A 24,563-nucleotide genomic window follows, 5' to 3' on the forward strand; every position below is an offset into this window, starting at 1 on the left:
CTTAAGAATCGTTACGCGAAAAGGAGAGGAAACAGATGGTACAGCAGTGGTTCGAAGACGCGAAACTGGGGATTTTCATTCATTACGGGATTTATGCGGTTAACGGAATCGCCGAGTCGTGGTCTTTCTACAACGGGCGCATTTCGTACGAGGATTATATGAAGCAGCTCGGCGGCTTTACCGCCCGGAACTTTGATGCGGACAAGTGGGCGGATCTGATCGAGAAGTCCGGCGCCAAATATGCCGTCCTCACAACGAAGCATCACGACGGCGTCGCTTTGTGGGATACGCGGACCAGCGATCTCAACGTGGTCAAAAGAACGCCGGCCGGCAGGGACATCATCCGGGAGTACGCCGATGCGGTAACCCGCAGGGGAATCCGGCTGGGCCTGTACTTCTCCCTGATCGACTGGTCCCATCCCGATTATCCCAGCGTCTACGAGGGCGGCAGAGTTCCCGAGGAGCCGGGCCGGGCCAATCCCTTTTCAAGCCCTGCGGGCGGCGTTCAGGACGAAGAAAAATGGCAGCGCTTTCTGACGTTTAACAATGAACAACTGCGCGAGCTTCTGACGAATTACGGGAAAGTGGACCTGCTCTGGTTCGACGGAGACTGGGAGCGCAGCGCCGAGCAGTGGAACCTTCCCGCTTTTAAAAACTATCTGCTCTCCTTCAATCCCGAGATCATGATCAACTCCCGTCTGCAGGGACACGGGGACTATAAAACCCCCGAACAGGGGCTGCCGATTACGAGACCCGAGGGTCCCTGGGAGTTTTGCACGACGATCAACAGCTCCTGGGGCTACGTTCCGGACGACAATCATTACAAATCTCTGCATCAGATCATCCGGATGTTCTGCGACTGCATCTCCATGGGCGGAAATATGCTGCTCGATATCGGGCCCAAGGAAGACGGCACCGTCGATCCCCGGCAGGAACAGATCTTGCTGGGACTCGGAAGCTGGATCCGGACCCATGAAGAAGCCGTTTACGGAACGCGGGAAGGCATTCTGACCCGTTATTATCTGGGGGGCAGCACGTTGTCCAAAGATAAAAAAACGCTGTATCTGTTCGTGTACGACGATCCGAAAGAATCGGTCTGCCTCAAAGGCCTTTCCAGCAAAATCCGCACGATTACCGTTCTGCATTCGGGCAAAGAGCTTACGTACGACATCCACGGAGGCGTGCCTTGGTTCCAGATACCCGGAACCACCTGGATTCATCTGACACAGGAAGATACCCACGACTATGTAACCGTGCTGAAAATCGAACTGGAGGACGAACTGGACATGTACGGCGGTTCCGGGGCCGTGGTTACGCATAACTAAGTTGTAACGGCGGGGACGGGTAACGGTGAACGGTAAAAGAAAACGCCTGATCTGCCAATTCCGGCAGATCAGGCGTTTTTATTCGGGCGTGCGTATCGAGTCTCGAATCGAGCCCGACCTTCATCCGCTTCCATGCGGCCACCGTTTGCGCTCCCGCTGCGCGGCTTCGTATGTCCCGGCCGCTACCACATCCGCCGATGCGACGGAAGCATCCACCCGTGCGGATATCGCCGCCGCAGCCCCGGGGCCCGGGCTTTGCCCGGAGATGCTTTCCCGCTTCTCCCGGTATGCTCCGCCTTACCGCAAAACCGCCGCGAGCTGTTCCGCCGTACGGCACACATAATCCGGCCCCGCGCCAGCCAGCAGCTCTTCGGAATCGAAGCCCCAGGTGACGGCCGCCGCTTTTACCCCGGCCCTCCGGCATGCTTCGACGTCTCTCAGCTCGTCCCCCACGTAAACGATCCGGTCTGCCGGAAGCGAATGGGTACGGAGCATGCTGCGGATCGCCTTATCCTTGCCGAACAGATTCGTTGCCGAATGAACGAAATCGAACACATCCAGCCCGTTCAGATCAAGGAAATGCCGGATATTTTCGGCCGTATTGGAAGACAGGATGCCCATCGTCCGGCCCTCTTCTTTTAGCGCCAGAAGCAGCTCCTTCATGCCGTCAGCCGGCTGCAGGCTTACCGCCGCTTGTTTGTAGTTTCGTTTGGCTTCCAGCAGAAGGGCGGGCAGTTTAAAAAGCGGCACGTGCAGCGCCTTCAGGCGGTCCGGTACGGACAAGCCCGAAAGTTTGCCGATTTCCGCCTCTTCGATTCGCCTGCCCCCGAATTTGACCGCCAGCTCATTAAAAAGCTGCACCGCCAGCCCTTTGGAATCCGCAATCGTTCCGTCAAAATCAAAAATGAGAATCGGTTTCACGCCTTGGCACCTGCTTTCACGATTCGGATTTGCCTAGCCGAACGGCAAAAAAAACGCCACAGCCGCCGGAGCAGCTATGGCGTTTATGTTCTTTTACCAGCATACACGTCCTTCGCGCCGAAACGCAATGCCAAGCGGCCGTAAAAGCGGCGAGCCGCGGCTTAGCCACTCAGCCCGCCCGCATTTTGCGCGAGCGTCCGGGCGTATTCCGTCAATTCGATCGGCGCTCCGCCGTTCAGACGGGATTCTTCGGCGGCGAAAGCCATCAGATGGCTGCGGACGGAAGCGGCCGCCGAGGTGAGGCTTTCCTGGCCGCTGTAACTCCGCACTTCCTGGAGGAAGCTGCGGACGATGCCGCTGTCCCCGCCTCCGTGTCCGGCCGTCTGGGCGGGAATCGTAATCTCCGTTTTCTGATGCGTCAGGAAATCGTAAACGATAATCGAGTCGCCCTCCGCCCGCAGTTCTCCCCGCGTGCCCATGATCTGAATGCGGCGCTCCTGTTCGAACGTAAAGCCGCACATGCTGAACATGGCCGTGGCGCCTCCTTCGAACTCCATGTTCACCACCTGGTGATCGACGACGTTGTTGTCGCTGCGGTACACGCAGCGTCCGTAGTCCGTCTCCCGCAGCCCCTTTACGATGCTCTCCTTGGACAGATCGCTCGTGAAGTGCCCTGCCCAGCCTCTGAATTCCTGGCTGAGATAGAAGCGCGTGGCGGAATAAGGGCACGTCGGCTCTACCGCGCAGTCCAGGCAGCGGTCCGCGGAGCCTTCGGGCGCGTGCGCCCCGTTGAAGTGCATGAGCGAGCCGAACGAGCTTACCCGGTTGCACGGTTTATCCATCAGCCACGACAGGACGTCCATGTCGTGACAAGATTTGGCCAGGATCATCGGACTGGCTTTGTGCGAGTTGTTCCAGTTCCCCCTCACGAAGCTGTGGGCGATATGCCAGTAGCCCACGTTCTCGTTGAGCTGGATGGATACCACCTCGCCGATTCTCCCCTCCGTGATGGCCGTCTTGACCGCCGTCCAGAACGGCGTGTAACGCAGCACGTGGCAGATCGTGAGCAGCCGGTCGTTGTCCCGGGCGGCCTGCTCCATATCCAGGCACTCGCGCGGGTCCGGGGACATCGGCTTCTCCAGCAGCACGTGATACTTGGCGGCAAGAGCCCGCATCGTCGGCTCGTAGTGCATCCGGTCCTGGGTGCAGATGACGGCGATATCCGCCATTTTGGGCAGGTTCAGCAGCTCTTCCCACGTATCGTAGCGGTGCTCTGCCGGAATGCCGTGCTTCTCCGCCATTTTCTCCCTGCGCCCGGCATCCGTCTCCGCTACGGCCACGAACTGCAGCTCATGCGGATAATCCAGGGCATAAGGGGCGTAACCGCCCGCTCCCCGGGCGCCCGCGCCGATTAATATTGCGGTCAATTCGCTCATGTTCTCTCTCTCCCTTAACTGCTCTTGGAGTAGCGGTCCAGCGCAGCCTGATAAATTTGCTTGTAGCGGTCCAGCCCCATTTTGTTCAGGGTCGCCACATAGTCGTCCCACTGGGACATAGGGGCATCTCCGACAATGAATTTGTCTCTCATTTCCGTGACATAGGTTTCGATGTCATTGGCCAGCGTCGTCAATTCCTGCTGCTCTTCCGTCGTGAAATTGAAGGCCGGCCAGATTTCCTCCGGCTTAAGCACGTGCGGATCGGCTTTCTTCGAATTTTCTACGGAGGTAGGAAGCCCTTCCGCTCCTTTGAAGTACGCCTGCTTGACGAAACCCGGGTAATACCCGCCCGGCCAGATCAGGTATTGGCTGACCGCCTGGTCGAGACTGAGACCGTCCTTGTTGTTTTTGATGGCGTCCACATAATCGACCGTTCCGTCGCTCTCTTCCTTGTAGGTGTCGTCTTTCCAGCCCATGAAGAACATCTTGATGCCTTCCTCGCCGTAAAAATAATCCATCCACCGGACCATAGCGGCCGGATTCTTCGCTTTATCGGTCAGAATAAACATCCCGATGTTGCCGAGCGGCGAGCCGATATACGTATAAAGCTGATCGCCGTGCGGTCCTTTCAGTACAGGCAGGCCGGCGTATCCTTTCTGGTTATAGATCGCCGCAGGGTCTACGTTATCCACAATGCCCAGCAGCCCGGCGGTTCCCTTCGCGTCGATTTCCTCGCTTTTCACGGAAGCGATATCCTGCTCCAGGAGGCCGTCTTTATACAGCTTGTGGATGTATTCCAGCATTTCCTTGTAACGCGGATCGGCGGGGACAAAGCGGATTTTGCCCGAACCCGGTTCCGTATCGACATACTGGTTGGCGTTGCCGTGATTGCCCAGGCCGAAGGAACCTCTCAGGTAACCGACAATTCCCGTCGTCCCGACGCCGCCCCACGCGATTTCGTCCGGCTTGCCGTTCCCGTTCGGATCTCCCTGTTTGAACGCTTTCAGCATCGCCGCAAATTCGTCTAGATTCGTCGGTTCCTTCAGACCCAGCTTGGTCAGCCACTCCGTCTTAACCCAAGGGGTATTGAAGAAAACCGATCGGAATTCCGGGTCGTACAAAGTCGGCAGGCTGTAAATTTTGCCGTCCGGCATGGTGATGCCCTTTTTAATGACCGGGTATTTCTCCATCAGAGCCTTGAGGTTCGGCGCATATTGATCGATATACTCGTTCAGGGGCAGGAAGACCCCCTGCTTGCCGTATTTAAACAAGTCGGATTTCGAAAAAGCGGAAGCGTAAAACAGATCGGGATACCCGCTGCTCGCCATGAGCAGATTTCGTTTTTCTTTCAGGGCGTCCTTCTGGACGGTCTCCCAGTTGATGTGAATGTTGGTTTTCTTCTCGTATTCCTGCCACAGCTTCAATTTGTTCCAGTCGGCATTGGCGAAAAACTTAGCGGCAAAAGCATTGACCGTGACCGGCTCCTGGACGATCGGGAACCCCGTCGCATTCACGCCTTTCGCTTCCGCGCCCTCCCCGGCGCCCTTCCCGCCGCCGCTGCTGCAGCCGGACAGCACCGCCGTCGTCAGTGCGCAAGCCAAAACGAGTTTCATCGCTCTCTTTCTCTTCATCTCGTTAACCTCCCTTGTTTAATCGTACATATCGTGAATCGTGTATAGGATGAACGATCAGCCTTTGATGGCGCCGATCATAATTCCTTTGACGAAGTACCGCTGAAGGAACGGATAGAGCAGAAACATCGGGAGATTGGCCAGGACGAGAACGGCGTATTTGATGCCTTCCACCGCCCGCTGCTGCTTGATCGCCGATTCCGTCGACATTTTGACCAGGCTGTCCGTCTGCCCTTGAATCAGAATTTCGCGCAGGACGAGCTGAAGCGGAAACTTGCTTTTGTCGGACAAGTACAGCAGGGCGTTGAAGAACGAGTTCCAGTGCCCGACCGCATAGAAGAGAATGGTGACGGCGATGATCGGCATGGACAGCGGCAGGACAATCCTCGTCAGGATCTGCATATTGGTGCAGCCGTCGATGGTCGCCGCTTCTTCAAGCTCTCCGGGAATCGTCTGCTGGAAAAAGGTCCGCATGATGATGATGTTCCAGATGGACACGGCGCCGGGCAAAATCATGACCCAGAAGGAGTTCAGCAGGCCGAGATTTTTGATCAGGATGTAGGTCGGAATGAGTCCGCCGCTGAAAAACATCGTGAACACGAACAGGCCCATGAACAGGTTGCGGCCCACGAAATCTTTACGGGAAAGGGGATATGCCGCCAGAATCGTCATGATTACGTTGAGGAGGGTCCCGGTAGTCGTATACAGGAGCGTATTGCCGAAGCCCCTCATAATTTGGCCGTCCTCGAAAATTTTGGTGTACGAGTCCAGCGTCAGCCCCTTTGGCCAGAGCAGCACTTCCCCGTTCATAATGTATTGGGGTTCGCTGAACGAAGCGCTGAGCACGAATACCAGCGGGTACAGGACGATCAGCAGCACCAGCCCGAGAACCAGGTAAATGACGGTGTTGAACAAGCGGTCTTCACGGGTATTTTCCATCTCTTCTCCCCCTCCCTACCATAGGCTCGATCCGCTGAAGCGTTTGGAGATCCAGTTCACGCTGATCAGCAGAATGAAGTTGATTACCGTACTGAACAGGCCGACGGCGGCGGAAAAACTGTAATCCGCGTCGAGAATCCCGCTGCGGTATACGTAGGTATCGATAATGTCGGAACTTTGCATGTTGAGGGTGTTCTGCATAAGGAGTACTTTTTCGAATCCGATGGACATGACGCTCCCCAGATTCAGGATAAGCAGGATGACTATCGTCGGGCGGATGCCGGGAAGGTTAATGTGCCAGATGCGCTGGAGCCGGGTCGCCCCGTCCACGCGCGCCGCTTCGTGAAGCTGATTGTCTACGCCGGCGAGAGCCGCCAGATAAATAATGGAGCTCCACCCCATCGTCTGCCACACATCGGAGAGCACATAGAGCGTTTTGAACCAGGAAGGATCGGCGAGAAAGTTGACGGGCTTGACGCCGAACATCCCAAGAAAGGTGTTAACGAGGCCGTATCTGGGATTCAAGAACATCATCATCATGCCTACAACGACGACCGTGGAAAGAAAATGGGGCGCGTAGGTGACGGTTTGAACGAATTTCTTAAACTTCTGGGATTGGACTTCGTTCATGAGGAGAGCAAGAATAATCGGGATCGGGAATCCGAGCGCCAGTGTGTAAAGACCGAGACCGATCGTATTCGTAATCAGGCGCTGAAAAAAGTAACTGTTGAAAAAACGCTGGAAATGGTCCAATCCGACCCAGGCGCTGCCCCAGATTCCCTTATTCGCCACAAAATCCTTGAAAGCGATTTGCAGGCCGTACATCGGCACATAATGAAACACGATGTAATAAAGCACAACGGGTGAAATCAGCAGATAAAGCTGCCAATTGCGGAGAATCCGCCTGCCCAGCGTCAGTTTGCGCGGAACCGGACGAGGTTGCGCCCCCGTTTCCGGGCCGCCGCGTTCGAGAATAGTTTCAGCCACGTTAATTCTCCTTCCGGGAATGAAATGCGTTCGATTCGCTTCCAGCCCCACGAAATAACTTTAGGGCTGAAAAAGGACTATCCAAAATCGTTTTTATATTTGGATAACTTTTGGAATCATTTTCGACGGAAATCAGGGTGATTCAACGGTTTTGTGAGACAGGCAGAACGTTATTTCTTTTAGAAAACGCTTACAAGAAACTTGTTGACCCTAATTTACCAAATCGTTCTGAGGAATGCAACAACTTTTTGGCTAAAATGCATCCAAATTTTTTGGATAAAAATGCGCAGTTAAAAAAGCCTGACATCGTTCTGTCAGACTCTTGCTTGTGCGTGCACCCTCTTTGCTCCCCGTCTAAGGCCGGATATCGTGAACCGACGATTCCCGGACGATCAGGGAGCACGGCAGCAAAATCCTCGGCGGGATCCGGTAGTCCTCCTCTACGTAGTCGCAGAGGAATTTGGCGGCCAGCTTGCCAATTTCCTGACGCGGCACGTCAATCGAGGTGAGCGGCGGACTCGTATACTGCGAAAACCCGATATTGTCCATGCCGACGAAGGCGATGTCCTCGGGGATGCGGCACTGCTGTTCGAGCGCCGCCCTCATCGCCGGAATCGCCAGCATATCGCTGGCGCAGAACATGGCGGTCGGCCAGTCCGCCCGGGGCAGCTCCTGCAGCATGCCGGTCACGAGCCGGTAGCTCAGGTCCACGTCCCAGTTCGTATTGACGACCCACTCTCGGCGGATCGGCAGGTTGCCCTGGAGCATCGCGAACTGGAATCCGATGAACCGTTCGTCATTCTCCAGCTTTCTGAAAAAAGCGGGGCCGCCCACATATCCGATCTTCGTATGCCCTTGATCAAGCAGATGCCCCACCGCCATCCGGGCGGCCGACACCCGGTCGCAGTCCACGATGGGCATTTTCAGGGAATCGTCGTTCAGGCTGACGCCGAGAATGGGAATGCCCTGTTTGTCCAGCAGCTCGTGAAGCTCCTTGTCGTACCAGCCCAGCGCGAGCACTCCCCGTGCCCCCGACTCCGTCAACATAGCCTGGAAACGTTCCGCGTCGTTCACTTCCTCGAAGGTCCGGACGATGGCGGCGGGCTGCCCCATCTCGGCCATCTTCCCGTGAAATCCCTGAAGCACCTCCGAGAAATACGGATGATTGCCCAGCAGCTTGCCGGGAATGACGCAGGCGATCTGGGTCCGGCTCGCGGCCGCGGCCGGGGTATCGTCCAGCGGATAACCGAGCTTCAAGGCGGCTTCCCTTATTTTCCGTTTCGTTTCTTCGCTCACCGGCCGGCTCGTATCGTTGCTGATCGCCCTGGACACGGTGGAGATGGAGACACCGATCACATCCGCAATATCTTTAAGCCTGGTCAAAGACTCTCCGCTCCTTCCTGTTCCTTCTCATCCCTCCCATCTTATCACACACAAGCCTCCGGCAGGCAACCGTTATAGGCAATTGGGCCCAGACGATCAAACTGTCCCGCACGGCGTTTTCCGGAAAGCCCGATGATGGTATGATGGAGGGAAAGCGCAGAACGTTTACTACGGAGGTACACAGATGGATAACATGGTAGAACGGGTGGCGGGCAATCTCAAAAAAATCCGCCGTTCGCGCGGGCTCAGCCTGGATAAGCTCGCGGAACTGACGGGCGTCAGCAAAACGATGCTGGCCCAGATCGAACGGGCGGAATCGAATCCCACCATCACGATTTTGTGGAAAATCGCCCACGGCCTGCATATCTCGGTTTCGGCCCTCATCGAGGATGAGAAGCCGTCGGTTACGCTGGTGAAGAAATCCGAGCTGTTTCCGATGTCGTCGGAAGAGGGAAAATATACGGCTTATCCGCTCTTTCCGTACGACGGAAGCTCCCGCTTCGAGATTTATTCCGTGGAGCTGCAGCCCGGCTGCGAATACGAATCCGACCCTCATCACGAGGGAGTGGAGGAATACGTGTCGGTCACCCGCGGCACCCTTGAGATGCAAATCGGCGAGCAGGTAATCGTCGCGGAAAACGGCGACGCTATCCGGTTTCACGCCGACCAGAGTCACATTTACCGGAACAGCACGGACGAAGTGGTTCATATTCAGAGCGTCATTTTGTATCCGTTCTAGTCCGGTTTACGTTCTAGAGCGGCTTCGTACTAGTTCGGTTCCGTTCTATACCGGCTCCGTTCCAATCCGGTGTTTCCGGTTTTATCCTTTCCCGTAGGAATCTTTTGGGTCCTGCGGGAATTTTTTTATTTACACGCTAATATAGTTTGGGTTACTATAGCAGCATTCAGGTACTTCATAACGCACATAAGTACTTTATAACGATCATTTCTCAAAAGGAGAATGCTGGTCATGACCCAAACCATGGTTGGACTTGTCAAAGCGCACCGCAGAGCCGGAGCCGTTCTGATGGAGGTTCCCGTCCCCGAATGCGGGCCGGATGAAGTGCTGATCCGGGTGAAAGCGAGCTCGATCTGCGGCACGGATATGCATATTTATCAATGGGACGACTGGGCCGAACAGCATGTCGTGACCCCTAATGTGTTCGGCCACGAATTTGCGGGCGTCGTGCATGAGGTGGGCTCGCAAGTGAGCCGCGTCCGCGTCGGGGATTATGTGTCCGCCGAGGGCCATATCGTCTGCGGGATGTGCAAACAATGCCGCTCGGGTAACGCCCACGTCTGCCCTCATACGCGAAGCTTCGGCATTACCGCGCCGGGCTGCTTTGCCGACTATGCGGTGACCAAGGCGGTCAACATCATCCCGAACGACAAGTCGCTGCCCTTCGAGCTGGCCTGCCTGCAGGACCCGCTGGGCAATGCGGTCCAGTCCGTGCTGTCGGGCGACATCGTGGGCAAGTCCGTCGTCGTCATGGGAGTAGGCCCGATCGGCCTCATGGCCGTCCAGGTAGCGAAGGCCGCGGGCGCAGGGAAAATCATCGCCGTCGACCTTAACGCGTACCGGCTGGATATGGCCCGGAAGCTGGGCGCCGACGCGACGATCCTGTCGTCTCCCGCGGTCTCGGCCCCGGATCTGATCCGGGAGATGACGGGCGGCGAAGGAGCCGAAGTCGGCCTCGAAATGTCCGGCAATGCCCGCGCCATCAACGACCTGCTGGAAGCGATGTCACCCGGAGGCCGCGTCTCGCTGCTGGGTATTCCGGCTCATTCCGTGCCGATCGACCTGTCCCGGCATGTGATTTTTAAGGGCCTCCAGGTCCACGGGATAACCGGACGGCGCATGTATAACACCTGGCACCAGATCAAGGGGCTGCTGGACCAGAACCGCATCGATCTTCAGCCGCTCGTCCAGCATACGTTTACACTCGACCGATACGAGGAAGCTTTTGACTTGATGGCTTCGGGCCAATGCGCCAAAGTCGTCTTTACTCATATTTAGAAAACGGAGGATGAACATATGAGCGGATTGGATTATTTGGCGGAAGAACTGGAGCAGCTCAAACGGGAAGGCCGGTACCGGCTGCCCGCCGTATGGGAAAGCGGCTCGGATGTCTGGATGGAACTGAACGGCCGGCGGGTGCTTCAGCTTTCCTCGAACAACTATCTCGGATTTGCCAATCATCCCGACCTCAAGCGGGCCGCCGCGGATGCCGTATACCGATATGGCGCCGGCAGCGGTTCCGTACGGACGATAGCCGGAACGCTGAAGATTCACGACGAGCTGGAACGGGAGCTTGCCGCTTTCAAAGGAACAGAAGCCGCACTCGTCTTCCAGTCCGGTTTTACGACGAACCTCGGCGTGTTCTCCACACTGCTGCAGGACGGCGATGTCGTGATCAGCGACGAGCTTAACCATGCGAGCATTATCGACGGTATCCGGCTGTCCAAAGCGGCGCGCAAAATCTACCGGCACAAGGACATGAACGCGCTGGAAGACGTTCTCCGCGCCAGCGGCCAGTACCGGAAGCGCTTTATCGTGACCGACGGCGTGTTCAGCATGGACGGGGACATCGCGCCCCTGCCGGCCATCGTCGAGCTGGCCGAACGCTACGACGCCATCGTCTGCGTCGACGATGCCCATGCCAGCGGCGTACTCGGCCGCAACGGCAAAGGCTCCACCGACCACTTCAACCTGCACGGACGGGTGCATATCCAGATCGGCACCCTGTCCAAAGCGATCGGCGTGGTCGGCGGTTACGCGGCCGGAAGCCAGGCGCTGAAGGAAGTGCTGATTCACAAGGCGAGGCCGTTTCTGTTCAGCACGTCCCATCCGCCTTCCGTTGCGGCAAGCTGTCTGGAGGCCATCCGCGTTCTCCGCAGCAGCTCGGAGCTGGTGGAACGGATGTGGTCTCATGCCCACGGTTTCCGCAAGGCGCTGATTCAAGCCGGCTTCGATACCGGAGCCAGCGAGACGCCCATCATCCCCATTATTATCGGGGACGCCGCGGCCACCATGCATTTCTCCAGCCGCCTGCTCGAGGAAGGCGTCTTCGCCCAGGGAATCGTTTTCCCGACCGTTGCCGCCGACAAAGGCCGCATCCGGCTGATCATTACGGCCGCCCACTCGCAGGACGATTTGGACTTTGCCCTGGAGGCGCTCAAAAAAGTAGGGCGCGAAACCGGTCTTATTTCATAAGCAAAAACCTGCCCCGGCTGTTTGGCAATAGGCCGCGGGGCAGGTTTTTTATGTTAGGGCAGAAGGTAACAGCAACAACTATCAAAAACAAAATATAAACCCTACTTTTTTAATTTCCGCACCCAAAATATTTGTTACTATTTAGGTCATCTATAGTGCAATAGAACTACCTAAAACAGTTAAAAATTAGCCAACATCTTCCTAGGGGCGACAAAAAGGTGATTTCATAACCGGCTTGGTATTTGTAATTAATATTAAGCGGACGGGCAGAAGAACTTGAATGAAACCTGGCATTGTGTGTACTTTGCCATTGGCAAATAATTTATAACAAAAAAGCTTGGGTTTACATACAATAACCCCATGACAATTGACTATAACAATTAAGTGGAGGATGTTTTATGACTAACGAACTCATGCCCCAATATGCTTATGCCGGCGAACCTTATTGGGGGTTATCGACGGTTACGGCGGATCGGCAGCCACATCCAGTTTTAGTTGAGGCAAGACTAACTGCCCCAAATCAAATTTTAATGACATATGACCAACGATCTGATTTAGCGTCAGCAACCAATGTTTCGAATTACTGGATTAGAAGTAATATGGGTCCTGCGGGTATCGCAAGCGTGGGCATGAATGAAGCATTAACGGCAGCCAATGCAATACGTCCTGATATGGCGATGATTACACCTGCAGACAATTCTAGAATGAGATTTCTCATGACATTCACGGTTAATGCTATGCGTGGAGTCATGTATACCGTGCTCCCTTGTTTTGTTAATTTAGAGGGAATGACAAGCTTCAGAGGAGAAAACTGGGGTCCACTTAGCAGAAACATGTTTATTGGCATGTAAACAACATATTAAACTATCGCTTATGTCAATAAACTGTGTTGAGCTATCCGATACGATAACTCAACACAGTCTATTCAAAGGGGCGCGGCTTTACTTTGGTCATAAATCAAAGTTTACTAATACAACTATTTTTTTATTGAGGCTGTGTTAATTTCTAATATTGATATTTGACCATAAGAAAACCGCCTTGGTGAAAAGGCGGTTTATTGAGCTATCGTTCTCCTTTAGCTTAATAAATATGTGAACTAAATATTAATTTCTCCCTTACCTTTATGAAGATTGAAAAAAATCCGATATTGTACCATTCTCCAGGCCCACGAGTCGACGCCGAGTTAACTATTTTTTTTAGAAGCATCCGCTTCCTTCATTTGTATAGCTCCACCCATTGGTGCAGCTGCTGCTTGAGCTTCTCCCGCACGGCCTTAGGCTCCAAAATTTCCGCCGCCGGACCGTACTGCATCACCCAATTGAGAAACTCGCGCTCATTGTTGACCGTCACCTCGAAAATGAGGCTCCCGTCCTTGCGGTCGCGCATACGGGGATGAACGAACAGTTCCTCTTCCTTGACGTACCGCGCAATTTCGGCGTTGAACTTCACCTTGAAGGTCATGTTTTTGTTCCCGCGCTCGATGGACCAGGTGTTTTTAAGATACTGACGGATGTTAAAATCCCCTTTTTCAAACGTCTGCCCGGTCACCTCCACCTGCTGAAAACGGCTCATCCGGAACGTGCGGACCTCCCGCTTCAAATGACAGTAGCCGATGAGATAAAATCGCTGCTCACGTGGAACGAGATAATACGGATCAATGTTCCTCTCCGCCGTTTTGTTGCGGGACATCGTATGATAAACGGTAGAAATGGTTTTCTGGTCCAGAACGGCCCGGATAATCGGTTCCAAAAAATTCGGATGCTCCTGCCGGTAAGCGGGCGCTCCCATCTGGATAATGTCCGTAATATTTTGCACAATGTCGCGATGGTGGCTCTTTTCTTTCCCGTGAGTGGCCATTACTTTATGATAAGCCTGGTCAAACCCAGGCGGCAGCTCTTCCGTATTGAGGACCGAAGGAAGCATCGAAAAAACGAGCGCCTCCTGCTCCGTAAAGTTTAACGGGTACAAGAAAAACTTCCCCATAAACCGGTACCCGGTCCCCCTGCCCTCGTTGGTGATCGGCGCTATCAGGCTCAATGTAGCGAGATCCCGGTAAACCGTTCGGGGATTAATTCCGCATTTACGGGCGATGTCCGAAGCCGAGATTCCGGGATTGGCTTGAATGGCCAGAATAATATGAAACAATCGGATGACTTTGTCCATCATAAGGGTCTTGTGTCACTCCATTCCTTTAGGTCTATGTGCCTATAGAAATGAATTCGACAACGGCCCCTTAACTTCCTACTCCTTCCATAAAAAAGGAAAACCGGAAACGGCTCCGGGAGGGCAGCCCCTCGTTATCGGACAAAGCCGAAAAATCCCTTTGACCATGCTCCTGTCGCTGCTCCATTCCTTGCTCCCAGCCTTCCTCCAGCCCTTGCTCTAGCCCTTGCTCTAGCCCTTGCTCCCGGCCTTCCTCGAGCCCTAACTTTAGCCATTCCTCCTTTCCCGACTCCTTTTCTTTTTGCTTGTCCGCGTCCTTCTTGTCCTCGTCTTCTTCGTCCTTCTCTCCGTCTCCCTGCTCGTCTTCCGCTTCCCGCGCCCCCGGTTTCATACCTCCGTTCTTCTTCACGACATTCTCTATGTAGTCCTTTCTCAGCCCTAATTCTTCGCAAATGACACCGACATCCAGCATAAGTTTTCTCCCCGTGCCCATCTCTCCGCACAATCCCCTTCCCCAAATCATGATATCAATTCCATTATTTAGGTTATCACTTCGACGCGACACCTGTTTGTCTCGAATGGGTGTTTGCTTTTTTTTACTTTTGCCCAACAAAAATAAACCCGTCCGACAGAACAAAGTCTGTCGAACGGGTTGTATGCATACCAAACCGTGCGGAACCGGCTGGGTGACTCCCCAGCCTGCGGCAGGGCAGCCTACCCCTCACGCCCGCTTACCGTCTCTCCCCCGCCGCGACCGTCTCGATCAGCCGCGCGAGCAGAGCCGTACGCGGCGCGATTTCGTCCAGCCGCACATACTCGTCCGGCGAGTGCGCGAAATCTCCCCGCGCGCCGAGGCCGTCCAGCGTCGGGACCCCGCACGCGGCGGTGAAGTTCCCGTCGCTGACGCCGCCGGTCGCCGTCTCGCCGAGCTCGAAGCCCAGCTCGTCCGCGGCGATTCTCCGCGCGATGCCGTACAGCCGCGCGATCGCGTCCGTGCGCTCCATCGGCGGGCGCATCATGCCGCCCTCGATGCGGAGCCGGGCTCCCGGCAGGTGCGGCCGGATGCCCGCGATCAGCGCGTGCACCCGCTCGGCCTCGGCCGACGTCTTCACACGCACGTCAATCTCGGCTTCGGCGCGGTCCGCGACCACGTTCGTGCCGATGCCTCCGTGCACGATGCCGACGTTCACCGTCGTGCCGATGCCGTAATCGGTGAGGCCGTGCAGATGCTGGATCTGGTGCGCCAGCTCCTCGATGGCCGAGACGCCCTTGGAAGGGTCCACGCCCGCATGGGCGGCGATCCCTTCCACGAGGAGCTTGTAGCGGCCGCTTCCTTTGCGGCCGGTTTTGAGCGCGCCCTCCGGCTCCATCGGAGGCTCCAGCACGAAGACCGCCTCGCAGCCCCGGGCGGTCTGCTCGATAAGCCCGCGCGAGCTGGGGCTGGAAATCTCTTCGTCGCTGTTGATCAGCAGCACGACGGTAACATCTTCCGCGGTACCGCGTCCCTCGTCACCGAGCAGCTTCAGCGCGAACATCGCCTGAAGCAGCCCCAGCTTCATGTCGTACACGCCGGGTCCCAAGGCTCTGCCATCGCGGACGCCGTAGGGCCTCCGCGACGCTTCGCCTTCGGGCCATACGGTATCGTAATGGCCCAGCAGCAAAATGCGCCGGCTGCCGGTTCCCCACTCGCAAAGCAGCCGGTCGCCCGAGACCTCATGGGGAAGGCGCGTTACCGTGCCCCCGGTCAAACGCCGGAACTGGATCTCGTACCAGTCCGCCATCCGGTCGCAGAGCGCCTTGTGCCGCGAAGGCGAGTCCATATTTACGCTTTCTTCCAAGAGCCGGAGCAGCTCCGGCATATAGTTTTCCACAAGAGTTACGTCTGACATACGAAATAAACCTTTCTTTGCGCAAAATAAACGGGTACGTCCGTACGAACGCGCTGCGGAAGAAACGGACGGCATGCAACCCGCATGCCGCCCCTCTTTTTTATAGAGTGAATCCGAACTTGCCTGAATAAAGAAATCTTAATGAGAATGCGAATTCGTGCCGAAGAGCTTATCGAGCCCGTACACCCGCTCCAGAATGTAAATAAACACCAGACTGAGCAGGATGACGACGGACGAAACCGAAGCGACAAGCGGATTGAGCGTTTCCTGCATATAGCTGAAAATCGCCATCGGCAGAGTTGTCGTCTCCGGGGAGACCAGGAACAGTGAAACCGTCACGTTATCGAACGAAGTCAGGAACGAGAAGATCATCCCGGACAAAATCGCTGGACGAAGCAGCGGGAGCGTGATGTCGCGAAAAACCTGAAACGGACTGGCCCCCAGAATATAAGCCGCACGTTCCAAAGTGTAATCGTATGCGCTCAGCCCCGTCATCGTCAGCCGGACCACATACGGGATCGAAATGAGCATGTGGGTGATCAGCAGTCCAGTAAAGGTTCCCGCCAGGCCGATCCGGGTGAAGAAGAGCAGCGCAGCCATCCCTATTATAATAGAAGGAACGGTGAGCGGAGACAGCAGCAATGCATTGACGAAGCCGCTCCCCGGGAACTTGTATTTGTGAATCGCCATGGCGGCCAGCGTGCCGATGATTGTAGACAAAACGGCCGACAGAGCTGCCAGCTCCAAACTGAAAATAAACGACTCGATAAATTCCGGCCGGTCCAAAATTTTCTCATACCATTTCAGCGAAAAGCCTTCCGGCGGGAAGGACAAATAGTTGGCCGACGTAAGCGAGGTCGGAATAATGACCAGCAGCGGTGAAATGACGAAAAGCAGCACGATAAACGTAACGATGCCGAGCCACGGGATGCGTCTGATCACGAGAACACCTCCCGGTAGCGCTTCGTTTCCACGATTTTCGTAAATACCGTCACGAGCGCATAGGTGGAAGCCAGCATCAGAAAGGCGAGCGCCGAGCCGAGCGGCCAGTCGAGCGTGGCCATAATTTTCTCGTACGTGATGACCGGCATGACTTTAACCGAGCTTCCGCCCATCAGGGCAGGGGTGACGAAAGCGCTCATGGATAAGCTGAACACCAAGGTCGTCCCGGCAAAAATGCCCGGCAGGCTGAGCGGCAGCGTGATGGAGAAAAACGAACGGGCCTTCGAGGCGCCCAGAATTCCCGCCGCTTTGTACAGGGACTGGTCGACGGCATACAAGCTTGTCGCCAGCGCAAGCACCATGTACACGATAAAGGAATCCGTGAGTCCGATGACCACGCCAAGCTCGTTGTACAGAAGCTTAAGCGGCTTGTCGATCAGGCCGAGCTTGATCAGAGAGCTGTTGACCCAGCCTTTGTCACCCAGAATGACGACCCAGCCGAAGTTGCGGATGACCACGGAGATCAGATGCGGTGAAATGATCAGAAACGTGACGAGTCCGCGCATTTTGCCCGACGCCTTGGACATGAAGAGCGCAACCGGGTATCCGAGAATGAGCGTCAGCAGGACAGTATACAAGCTGAGCTTGATCGTCCGCCACAAGATGCCCGCATAATACGGGTCCTGTACGAAAAGCAGGTAATTATGCAGCGAGAACTGCTGCTCGGCGTCCTGCAAACTCTGGAGCAGGATGTAGATCATCGGGATGAGAAACGCGCCGAGCAGAACGATCAGACCGGGGGCCAGAAGAAACAGCCCCGTCCAGGACGACAGGCGGCGGAAGCGGGAGGATTTCGCCTGCATGGCCTACTGCTCCTTCCGCGGGAATACGAAGACATCCTTCGGATTCCACGTCAGTCCCACCTGCCGGCCCGCCGTGTAGTCCGCCAGCCCGTCCTGCATCTGCATCCTTACGGTAACGAGCGCGGAGCCGACCTCTACCTCGCATTCCACGAAGGAACCGAGGAAGGATAGCTGCCGGATCGTTCCCGCGGCCCGTACGGTATCCGCAAGCGCGCCGGACTCCGTCAGGCGGATTTTCTCCGGACGCACGTAGGCGACCACGGATTCCCCTGTCGTAAACGTGCGTCCGTCCGCGAACGCCTCCAGCACGAATCCGGCGTCGGTCTGCACGGCCATCCCGCCGTTTGCAGATCCCCGGACCGTGCCGGGCAAGCGGTTGGATTTGCCGATGAAGGTGTGCACGAATTCGGAGGCTGGGCGGTTGTAAATGTCCCAAGGCGTGCCGATTTGTTCGACCTTGCCGTGATCCAGCACGACGATCCGGTCGGACAAATACAGGGCCTCCTCCTGGTCGTGCGTTACGAAAATCGTCGTGACGCCCGTCTCTTTGTGCAAACGCTTCAGCTCGTCGCGGAGCTCTTCACGCAGCTTCGCGTCCAGGTTGCTGAGCGGCTCGTCGAGAAGAAGCAGGGACGGCTCGATCACGAGCGCCCGGGCGATCGCGATCCGCTGGCGCTGTCCGCCGGAAAGCTGCTTCGGATAGCGGTCGGCCACATGGGGCAGCTTGACGAGCTCCAGTATCTTCCGCACCTTGTCTTTGATTTCCGCCTTCGGCATTTTGCGCAGCTTGAGCCCGTAGGCTACATTCTCGGCAACCGTCATATGCGGGAACAGCGAATAAGTCTGAAACACCATGCCCAGGTCACGCTTATTCGAAGGAACGCCGTTCATACGCTTGCCTTTGATCGAAATTTCGCCGCCGTCCGGGTCCAAGAACCCGGCAATCATGTTCAGCGTCGTCGTCTTGCCGCACCCCGAAGGGCCGAGAAAGGAGATGCACTCTCCTTGCTCGATCTTCAGGTCAAAGTTGTCGACGACCACGTTGGAACCGAATGTTTTACGGACGGCATTAAGTTCGACATCTATCTTCTTTTCCAACTGAATCACCTGTTTTCCGAATCTATTTGCCTACCGAAGGTGCGATTTCCTTGTTGAAGCGGTCGATCCATCCGGCGGTGCTGCCGCCTACGGTTTCGTAATCGAATTTCACGATTTTGGAGCGGTCGAATTCGATTTTTTTGGATATATCTTCCGGAAGCTTTACGGATGTGGCCGGGTTATAATACAGCTTTGAAGCGTACAATGTCTGAACTTCGTCCGTCAAAAGGAAGTCGATGAAAAGCTTCGCGGCGTTCGGATGCTTCGCGTTCTTGGTCATTGTGGCCACGTTCGGCACCAGGTTGGCGCCTTCCTTCGGCACGACGAACTTCAGCTCGATCCCCTGGTCCTTCTGCACAATGCTGCGGGCCATCGTCCAGGACGTGTACGCCGCCGATTTGTTCTGCAGGTTCTGCTGGAGCTGCGCGGCGCTTTTGGCAAAGGTCGGCATGTATCCTGCAATCGTTTTCAGTTTTTCGAAGCCCGGATCCATATTTTTCTCCGACCCGCCGTTCGCATAAGCCAGCATGATCAGAGCCGAACGGCCGAAGTTGCTGGAAATCTCGGTCAGGGTGAGGTTGCCTTTCATCTCGGGACGGGCCAGATCGTTCCAGGACTCGGGAATCGGAAGATTTTTTTCTTTCACAATCGCTTCGTTATAGGAGATGCCCATCGGCGTGAAGTTAACGGCGACCCCGCTGTCTTCGGCCACTTTCAGATCGGCGATCACGTTTTTCATGTTCGGGATATCGGCTTCTTTAAGCGGTTCGAAAAGACCCTCTTTGCGTCCGATTTCCTGCTCGCCGCCTTCAATGATGGCAACGTCCGTCTGCGGATCGTTTTTAACCGCTTTCGCTTTGGCGACGATTTCGGTCGATACGCCGGATACATACGTCAGTTTGATGTCGGGATATTTCGCTTTGAAACGTTTGAAAATTTCGTCTTTCATCAGCTCTTCTACCGTAGCTCCGTTACCCGCAACAACAAGCTCTTTCTCCGGCTGCAGCGCTGAAGTCGATGCGCCCGGCGAAGCGGCGGCATCCTTTGCCGGCTCTTTTGAAGATCCGCATCCTGCAAGAAGTGATCCGCACAGAGCGGCAACTGAAACCAAGACCCCGATTTTCTTTTTCATGGATGGACATCCCTTCTATTTGGTTTTCGCTAATCGTTCACTATATGTGAACAATGTTTCCTATAAGGAAATCTTAAAGTGATTCTATCACGCTCTTTCCAGCCTAGCAATACATATGTCAGGTTTAAAAAAAGATTATTTTTCCGGAGCGTAGCCCGTCCGAAGCACCTCTAGGAAACCCAAAATAAGTATGCTACAATAGCAATAATTTGCTTGCATGTCGGGATATTCCGACGATATGACCGCCTGGGGGAGTCTGTTCATGGAGCACCATTTGTCTTCCGTTAAAAACAGCAGCCGCCTGCTCAAAGAGTTTCTAGACGGTCCGAAGGAGCTCGGAGTCACCGAACTGAGCCGCCGGCTTCAGTTGTCTAAAGGCGCCGTTCATAAGCTGCTCGCTACGCTCGAAAGCGACGGGTTTATTTCGCAAAATCCGAGTACGAAGCAGTACTCGCTCGGTTTTACTCTGCTCGAACTCGGCACGAAAGTGCTTCGTGATCATAATCTCGTCGATTTCGCCAAACCTTACCTGCAGCAGCTTGCGGAGAAAACGAAAGAACTGGCCTGTCTGTGCGTCGTCGACGGGAAAGACGCCATATATGTAGATAAAATCGATTCCCAGCACCCCATCCGCTTCAATGTGGACGCGTTCCGCCGCTTCCCGCTGTATGCCACCTCCGCGTCCCGTGTGATGCTGGCTTTCCGGCCGGAGGCGTTTATCGACAGCGTGCTTGCGGACGGAATCCGCACGTATACCCCGCATTCCATGCAGGCGCCGGACGAAATCAAAGAACGGCTTGCGGCTATCCGCAGCCGCGACTACGAGATTTCGACGAATCTGCGCAACGTCGGCGTGACGGGGATGGCGGCTCCGATCCGGGATGCGACGGGCGAGATTGTCGCGTCCGTCAGCCTCATCGGGCCGTCGGACCGGGTCGTTCCGCAGCAGGATGCTTTCCTGCAGCAGGTTCTTCTGACGACGCGCAACATTTCGTTCGGCCTGGGCTACCGGTAGAACAAAAAACCACCCGGAATCTAGATTCCGAGTGGTTTTTTGTTCTGTATTGCCCGCGGAAAGCTCCGCTGCCAGTGATGCCGGTCAGCCGCGGCACTTCCCGCGGGTTTGCGGCTTGGCCGGCCTTATACGACGTCGTAGCCCTGTTCTTCGATCGCTTCTTTGATCTGCTCGGGCTTTACGGCTCCCGCCTCGTATTCCACTTCGACACGTCCCTCGGCCAGATGTACCTGAGCCTTCGCTCCCAGCTCTCCGACCGCTTTTTCTACCGAATTCACACAATGCTGGCAGGACATGCCCTCCACTTTCAACGTCAATTTTTCCATTTTCCTTACCCCTTTCTTCCGATTAGTTTGGGTTTATTTCATAAGCTTGTTGACAGTAACGAGCAGTTCGTCGATCACATCCGTATCGCCTTCCTGAATCCGCTCGATCACACAGCTTTTCATATGCCCTTCCAGCAGCAGTTTGCCCACGCTGTTCAAGGCGGACTGCACAGCGGCAATCTGGTTGAGCACATCGTCGCAGTACGTGTCTTTCTCGATCATGCCTTTGACGCCGCGGATCTGACCTTCGATCCGGTTCAACCTGGAAACCAAGTTATTCTTCACCTTGTCGCTGTGATGGCTTCTTCTTTCCGTATCTTCGTCGCGCGTATGTGTATGACAGGAAGTCCCGGCATCCGCCGAAGCAAGCGGAGCGCTGCCCGTTTCGCCTTCGGTTCTGCCGTTATCCTTTTCGGAATGGAGTACCATCTTGTTCAACCTCCCTTATCACCAGCATAACATACCCCATGGGGGTATTTCAATAATCTTTTGACCGAAATTTTTTTGCCGTCATTCATAAAAATTTAGGCTTGTTAAAATCTTCTGGATTGGGTATTATAAAAATAACATATGAATACTTGCTCATATATTTGTTTTAAAATTTAACACAACCCAATGCAATCTCATTTTTCCTTACTCAGGATAAGAAAGCCGAATAAATCGAGAGCAGTTGGGAAGGACACCCTAGTTTTTATCAAACTTGCGTCACGCAAAGGAGGAACAGCGGTATGAACGACTCAAAAAAACGGAAAGCAGCCGGTGCCGCAAGCGGCCAAATTCACCGGCACGATCACGGGCATTCCCACGACCATTCTCATGATCACGAACATGGCGGAATCGGGCATCATCACGGCCCCAGCAGCAAAAAGGGACTGTTTATCGCTTTTCTCATCACAACGGTCATTATGGTGCTGGAATTCGCCGGCGGTCTGCTGACGAACAGTCTGGCGCTGTTGTCGGATTCCGGGCATATGCTGAGCGATGCGGCGTCTCTGCTGCTCAGTCTGGTCGCCATGTGGTTTGCGGCCCGTCCCGCCTCTCCCAGAAGAACGTACGGCTTCTACCGTGTGGAGATTTTAACGGCTATGCTGAACGGCATCACCCTCGTCGTCCTCTCCATCCTGATCATCCGGGAGGCCGTTGAACGCTTCGCGCACCCTCCGGCAATCGCGAGCGGCACGATGACGCTTATCGCCGTCATCGGCTTGGTCGCCAACCTCGTCAGCGCCTGGTTTCTGACCCGGATGGGCGGCGCCAAAGACAACCTCAACGTCAGAAGCGCTTATCTGCACGTGCTCGGGGATGCGCTCGGCTCCGTAGGGGCGATAATCGCCGGTCTTCTGATGCAGGCGTTCCAGTGGTATCAGGCAGACCCGATTATCTCCATCCTGGTCTCGCTGCTCATTCTGCGCAGCGCCTGGGGCGTGCTGAAATCCGCCACGCATATTCTGCTCGAAGGCGTTCCGTCGCGCCTGGACGCCGATGATGTCCGCAGCGCCCTGCTGCGTATTCCCGGCGTCCGCGAGGTCCATGATCTTCACATCTGGACGATCACGTCCGGCATGGATTCTTTTAGCTGTCATCTGCTCATCGACGATGAAGCCGACAGCCAGGAGGTTCTCCAGCAGGCCGTTGCCTGTATGGAGAACGAGTATAAGATCCGGCATGCCACCATCCAGGTAGAAACCCGTCATCTGAAGCATGCGGAGTTCAGTATATGAGGTAGAGCCGGCTGTCCTCTGCCGGCCTGGAGCAGGTCGTGGTCCCGGCAATTCCGACTATTCGCTGCTCGCGAAGAAACGGACCGGCCGCGCTGACGCCGCGCCAGGATGATCGCATCCCTCTGTACGCGATACGCAGGATTTAATGCAGCCTTACGGGAAAACCGCCATTTCGGCGGTCCGCAAGGCTGCATCCTACCGGTCTCTAAATGAAAAGCCCGCGGCATAATGCGCGGGCTTTTCGCTTTCCACCGGGAGGCCGGATTCCCCGGGAAATGCCACGTAAGCCCGGCAATCCCCTTTCCTCTACTCCTCTATTCCCTGATGAGTTTCGGCGGCAATTTCTTTCAGCGAGCGGATTTTCCCGTGGGGATTCTGTCTTTGCTTACGGCTTTTGGCCAAGCCTTCCTTCCGGTTCTTCGATTGGGTCATGAAACGACACTCCTTTTCGTGAAGGGGTACGGTTCGTCGACGAGTCGATTCTCCGCTCTGCCCTCCTAGTTTTCGCCCGCGGAAGGCCCTCTATTCGGCCGCTTTACTTTCTCTTCCTTTTTCGGGTCCGCCGCTTATAAACTTCGGTTCCCGGTTAAAAGGACATCCGGCGATTTCCCTTACTCGTTTTTCCGTCACCTGCCCCCGGTCCCAATAAAAAACAACTTGAAGCCCGAACTGGAACGTTTTAGGATGTAAGAATAGGAAAAGAACCCATCGGGAAAGGAAATCCGGATGATATGTATTCCGTTGGCGAACTTGCGCGTAAAGCGAACATCACGGTGCGCACCCTGCACCATTACGATCAGATCGGGCTTCTGAAGCCCTCCGGCTCCACGGAAGGCGGCCACCGGCTTTACTCCGACGAGGATGTTATGCGGCTGGAACAGATTTCGATCCTCAAAAAAATGGGACTCGGGTTAAAAGCCGTCCATGAAATGCTCGATAGCTACGGAACCGACTGGCTCTCCTGCCTGGAAGATCAGCTTCAAATGGTTCAGCGCGAGAAAGAGAAACTCGAAGAACTGGAAAGCATGCTCCGCGTTACGATCCATTCCGTTCAAATAGAAGGCACCCTGAACTGGAACGCGATGTTCCAAATGATCCGGCTCAGTCAAAAAGATCCCGCGGCCAAACAGCGCTTCATCCGCGAGCATTTCACGGCCGAGGAGCGGAAGCTGCTTCACAAGCTGCCTAATCTGAATAAAGATGACCCCCTGACAATGCGCTGGACAGAAGAGGTTGCACAGGCCAAGGCCGTCATGCACGAAGATCCGGCTTCTCCGGCCGCGCAGGAAGTCGCTGCGCGGATCACGACGCTGGCCTTGGAGGCTTTTGACGGCAATCATACCCTGATGAACAAGTACTGGGAGCTGCACGGCGCGGAAGATAATCCGATGAACCTGTACCCGTTCGAACCCGAACTGCTGGAGTTTCTTAACGCGGCGTTTGAGTACTACGACCGCACTCAGACGGCGCACGAAGCTGCAGCTCCTCCGAAGCCCTTCGTCGGCAAGAATCGCCGGAAGTGAAGAAGCAAGAAACCGTGCGAACGGTCTTGAACCACGATCCTAACAACTAACCGAG

At 55.3% G+C, this 24,563-nt stretch carries 25 protein-coding genes; 9 read left to right on the forward strand and 16 right to left on the reverse strand.

Annotated elements, in window-relative coordinates; translation table 11 throughout:
* Positions 1-35 precede the first annotated feature (35 nt).
* Positions 36-1,325 carry an alpha-L-fucosidase gene (locus PCH01S_RS10960; protein WP_042229236.1) on the forward strand — a complete coding sequence of 430 codons (1,290 nt, stop codon included), beginning with the start codon at positions 36-38 and terminating at the stop codon, positions 1,323-1,325.
* A 25-nt stretch (positions 1,326-1,350) separates the two neighbouring features.
* On the forward strand, positions 1,351-1,668 hold the full coding sequence (locus PCH01S_RS10965; protein ID WP_042229237.1) for a hypothetical protein: 318 nt from the start codon (positions 1,351-1,353) through the stop codon (positions 1,666-1,668).
* On the opposite strand, the gene PCH01S_RS10970 is transcribed toward PCH01S_RS10965, so the two are convergent.
* From PCH01S_RS10970 to PCH01S_RS10995, 6 genes are all read right to left on the reverse strand, one after another.
* Complete coding sequence (locus tag PCH01S_RS10970; protein WP_042229239.1) at positions 1,623-2,246, reverse strand: HAD-IA family hydrolase; 624 nt, start codon at positions 2,244-2,246, stop codon at positions 1,623-1,625. The genes PCH01S_RS10965 and PCH01S_RS10970 overlap by 46 nt on opposite strands.
* A gap of 161 nt (positions 2,247-2,407) precedes the next feature.
* Positions 2,408-3,682, reverse strand: coding sequence for a Gfo/Idh/MocA family protein (locus PCH01S_RS10975; RefSeq protein ID WP_042229241.1), 1,275 nt, complete (start codon positions 3,680-3,682; stop codon positions 2,408-2,410).
* Positions 3,683-3,696: 14 nt separating this feature from the next.
* On the reverse strand, positions 3,697-5,313 hold the full coding sequence (locus PCH01S_RS10980; protein WP_042229243.1) for an extracellular solute-binding protein: 1,617 nt from the start codon (positions 5,311-5,313) through the stop codon (positions 3,697-3,699).
* A gap of 57 nt (positions 5,314-5,370) precedes the next feature.
* Complete coding sequence (locus PCH01S_RS10985) at positions 5,371-6,252, reverse strand: carbohydrate ABC transporter permease (RefSeq protein ID WP_042229245.1); 882 nt, start codon at positions 6,250-6,252, stop codon at positions 5,371-5,373.
* Between the two features lie 15 nt (positions 6,253-6,267).
* A complete protein-coding gene (locus PCH01S_RS10990) occupies positions 6,268-7,239 on the reverse strand; it encodes an ABC transporter permease (RefSeq protein ID WP_042229246.1) in 972 nt (323 codons plus the stop codon).
* A 354-nt stretch (positions 7,240-7,593) separates the two neighbouring features.
* Positions 7,594-8,622: a LacI family DNA-binding transcriptional regulator gene (locus PCH01S_RS10995; RefSeq protein WP_042229249.1), complete on the reverse strand. Its 1,029-nt coding sequence runs from the start codon at positions 8,620-8,622 to the stop codon at positions 7,594-7,596.
* A gap of 184 nt (positions 8,623-8,806) precedes the next feature.
* Here PCH01S_RS10995 and PCH01S_RS11000 point away from each other — a divergent pair, with 184 nt between their 5' ends.
* The 4 genes from PCH01S_RS11000 (at position 8,807) to PCH01S_RS11015 (ending at position 12,687) form a co-directional block, all read left to right on the forward strand.
* Positions 8,807-9,361 carry a helix-turn-helix domain-containing protein gene (locus PCH01S_RS11000; protein ID WP_009676228.1) on the forward strand — a complete coding sequence of 185 codons (555 nt, stop codon included), beginning with the start codon at positions 8,807-8,809 and terminating at the stop codon, positions 9,359-9,361.
* 231 nt (positions 9,362-9,592) lie between these two features.
* Positions 9,593-10,639 (forward strand): L-threonine 3-dehydrogenase, encoded by a 1,047-nt coding sequence (gene tdh / locus PCH01S_RS11005; RefSeq protein ID WP_042229251.1) that lies wholly within the window; start codon positions 9,593-9,595, stop codon positions 10,637-10,639.
* Positions 10,640-10,657: 18 nt separating this feature from the next.
* A complete protein-coding gene (locus PCH01S_RS11010; protein WP_042229252.1) occupies positions 10,658-11,836 on the forward strand; it encodes a glycine C-acetyltransferase in 1,179 nt (392 codons plus the stop codon).
* Positions 11,837-12,234: 398 nt separating this feature from the next.
* The gene (locus tag PCH01S_RS11015) at positions 12,235-12,687 is read left to right on the forward strand and encodes a hypothetical protein (RefSeq protein ID WP_241688814.1); all 453 of its coding nucleotides are present in this window, start codon (positions 12,235-12,237) and stop codon (positions 12,685-12,687) included.
* Between the two features lie 364 nt (positions 12,688-13,051).
* Here the strand turns inward: PCH01S_RS11015 and PCH01S_RS11020 are convergent, their stop codons facing one another.
* The 7 genes from PCH01S_RS11020 to PCH01S_RS11050 all read right to left on the reverse strand — a co-directional run bounded on the left by PCH01S_RS11020 (position 13,052) and on the right by PCH01S_RS11050 (position 19,923).
* Positions 13,052-14,002, reverse strand: a complete 951-nt coding sequence (locus PCH01S_RS11020) for a helix-turn-helix transcriptional regulator (protein ID WP_042229253.1) — start codon at positions 14,000-14,002, stop codon at positions 13,052-13,054.
* Between the two features lie 67 nt (positions 14,003-14,069).
* Positions 14,070-14,471: a hypothetical protein gene (locus PCH01S_RS29730; RefSeq protein ID WP_241688813.1), complete on the reverse strand. Its 402-nt coding sequence runs from the start codon at positions 14,469-14,471 to the stop codon at positions 14,070-14,072.
* 259 nt (positions 14,472-14,730) lie between these two features.
* Positions 14,731-15,888 carry a M20 family metallopeptidase gene (locus PCH01S_RS11030; protein ID WP_042229254.1) on the reverse strand — a complete coding sequence of 386 codons (1,158 nt, stop codon included), beginning with the start codon at positions 15,886-15,888 and terminating at the stop codon, positions 14,731-14,733.
* A 138-nt stretch (positions 15,889-16,026) separates the two neighbouring features.
* A complete protein-coding gene (locus tag PCH01S_RS11035) occupies positions 16,027-16,830 on the reverse strand; it encodes an ABC transporter permease (protein ID WP_084706577.1) in 804 nt (267 codons plus the stop codon).
* Complete coding sequence (locus PCH01S_RS11040; RefSeq protein ID WP_042229256.1) at positions 16,827-17,693, reverse strand: ABC transporter permease; 867 nt, start codon at positions 17,691-17,693, stop codon at positions 16,827-16,829. Before PCH01S_RS11040 ends, PCH01S_RS11035 begins: the two co-directional genes overlap by 4 nt.
* A 3-nt stretch (positions 17,694-17,696) precedes the next feature.
* The gene (locus PCH01S_RS11045) at positions 17,697-18,791 is read right to left on the reverse strand and encodes an ABC transporter ATP-binding protein (RefSeq protein ID WP_042229257.1); all 1,095 of its coding nucleotides are present in this window, start codon (positions 18,789-18,791) and stop codon (positions 17,697-17,699) included.
* A 22-nt stretch (positions 18,792-18,813) separates the two neighbouring features.
* On the reverse strand, positions 18,814-19,923 hold the full coding sequence (locus PCH01S_RS11050; protein ID WP_042229258.1) for an ABC transporter substrate-binding protein: 1,110 nt from the start codon (positions 19,921-19,923) through the stop codon (positions 18,814-18,816).
* A 262-nt stretch (positions 19,924-20,185) separates the two neighbouring features.
* On the opposite strand from PCH01S_RS11050, the gene PCH01S_RS11055 reads away from it, so the two are divergent.
* On the forward strand, positions 20,186-20,938 hold the full coding sequence (locus PCH01S_RS11055) for an IclR family transcriptional regulator (RefSeq protein WP_042229259.1): 753 nt from the start codon (positions 20,186-20,188) through the stop codon (positions 20,936-20,938).
* Between the two features lie 125 nt (positions 20,939-21,063).
* On the opposite strand, the gene PCH01S_RS11060 is transcribed toward PCH01S_RS11055, so the two are convergent.
* Together PCH01S_RS11060 and PCH01S_RS31600 are read right to left on the reverse strand one after the other, a co-directional pair.
* On the reverse strand, positions 21,064-21,264 hold the full coding sequence (locus PCH01S_RS11060) for a copper ion binding protein (protein WP_042229261.1): 201 nt from the start codon (positions 21,262-21,264) through the stop codon (positions 21,064-21,066).
* A gap of 33 nt (positions 21,265-21,297) precedes the next feature.
* The gene (locus tag PCH01S_RS31600) at positions 21,298-21,693 is read right to left on the reverse strand and encodes a metal-sensitive transcriptional regulator (RefSeq protein ID WP_042229263.1); all 396 of its coding nucleotides are present in this window, start codon (positions 21,691-21,693) and stop codon (positions 21,298-21,300) included.
* A gap of 299 nt (positions 21,694-21,992) precedes the next feature.
* Between PCH01S_RS31600 and PCH01S_RS11070 the strand changes: the two genes are divergently transcribed.
* The gene (locus tag PCH01S_RS11070; protein WP_042229264.1) at positions 21,993-22,985 is read left to right on the forward strand and encodes a cation diffusion facilitator family transporter; all 993 of its coding nucleotides are present in this window, start codon (positions 21,993-21,995) and stop codon (positions 22,983-22,985) included.
* Positions 22,986-23,291: 306 nt separating this feature from the next.
* Here the strand turns inward: PCH01S_RS11070 and PCH01S_RS31325 are convergent, their stop codons facing one another.
* Positions 23,292-23,417 carry a DUF6254 family protein gene (locus tag PCH01S_RS31325; protein ID WP_241688812.1) on the reverse strand — a complete coding sequence of 42 codons (126 nt, stop codon included), beginning with the start codon at positions 23,415-23,417 and terminating at the stop codon, positions 23,292-23,294.
* 299 nt (positions 23,418-23,716) lie between these two features.
* Here PCH01S_RS31325 and PCH01S_RS11075 point away from each other — a divergent pair, with 299 nt between their 5' ends.
* Positions 23,717-24,508, forward strand: a complete 792-nt coding sequence (locus PCH01S_RS11075; protein WP_042229265.1) for a MerR family transcriptional regulator — start codon at positions 23,717-23,719, stop codon at positions 24,506-24,508.
* The last annotated feature ends 55 nt before the right edge of the window (positions 24,509-24,563 follow it).

The sequence above is a fragment of the Paenibacillus chitinolyticus NBRC 15660 genome, assembly GCF_000739915.1.
Lineage (GTDB): Bacteria > Bacillota > Bacilli > Paenibacillales > NBRC-103111 > Paenibacillus_F > Paenibacillus_F chitinolyticus.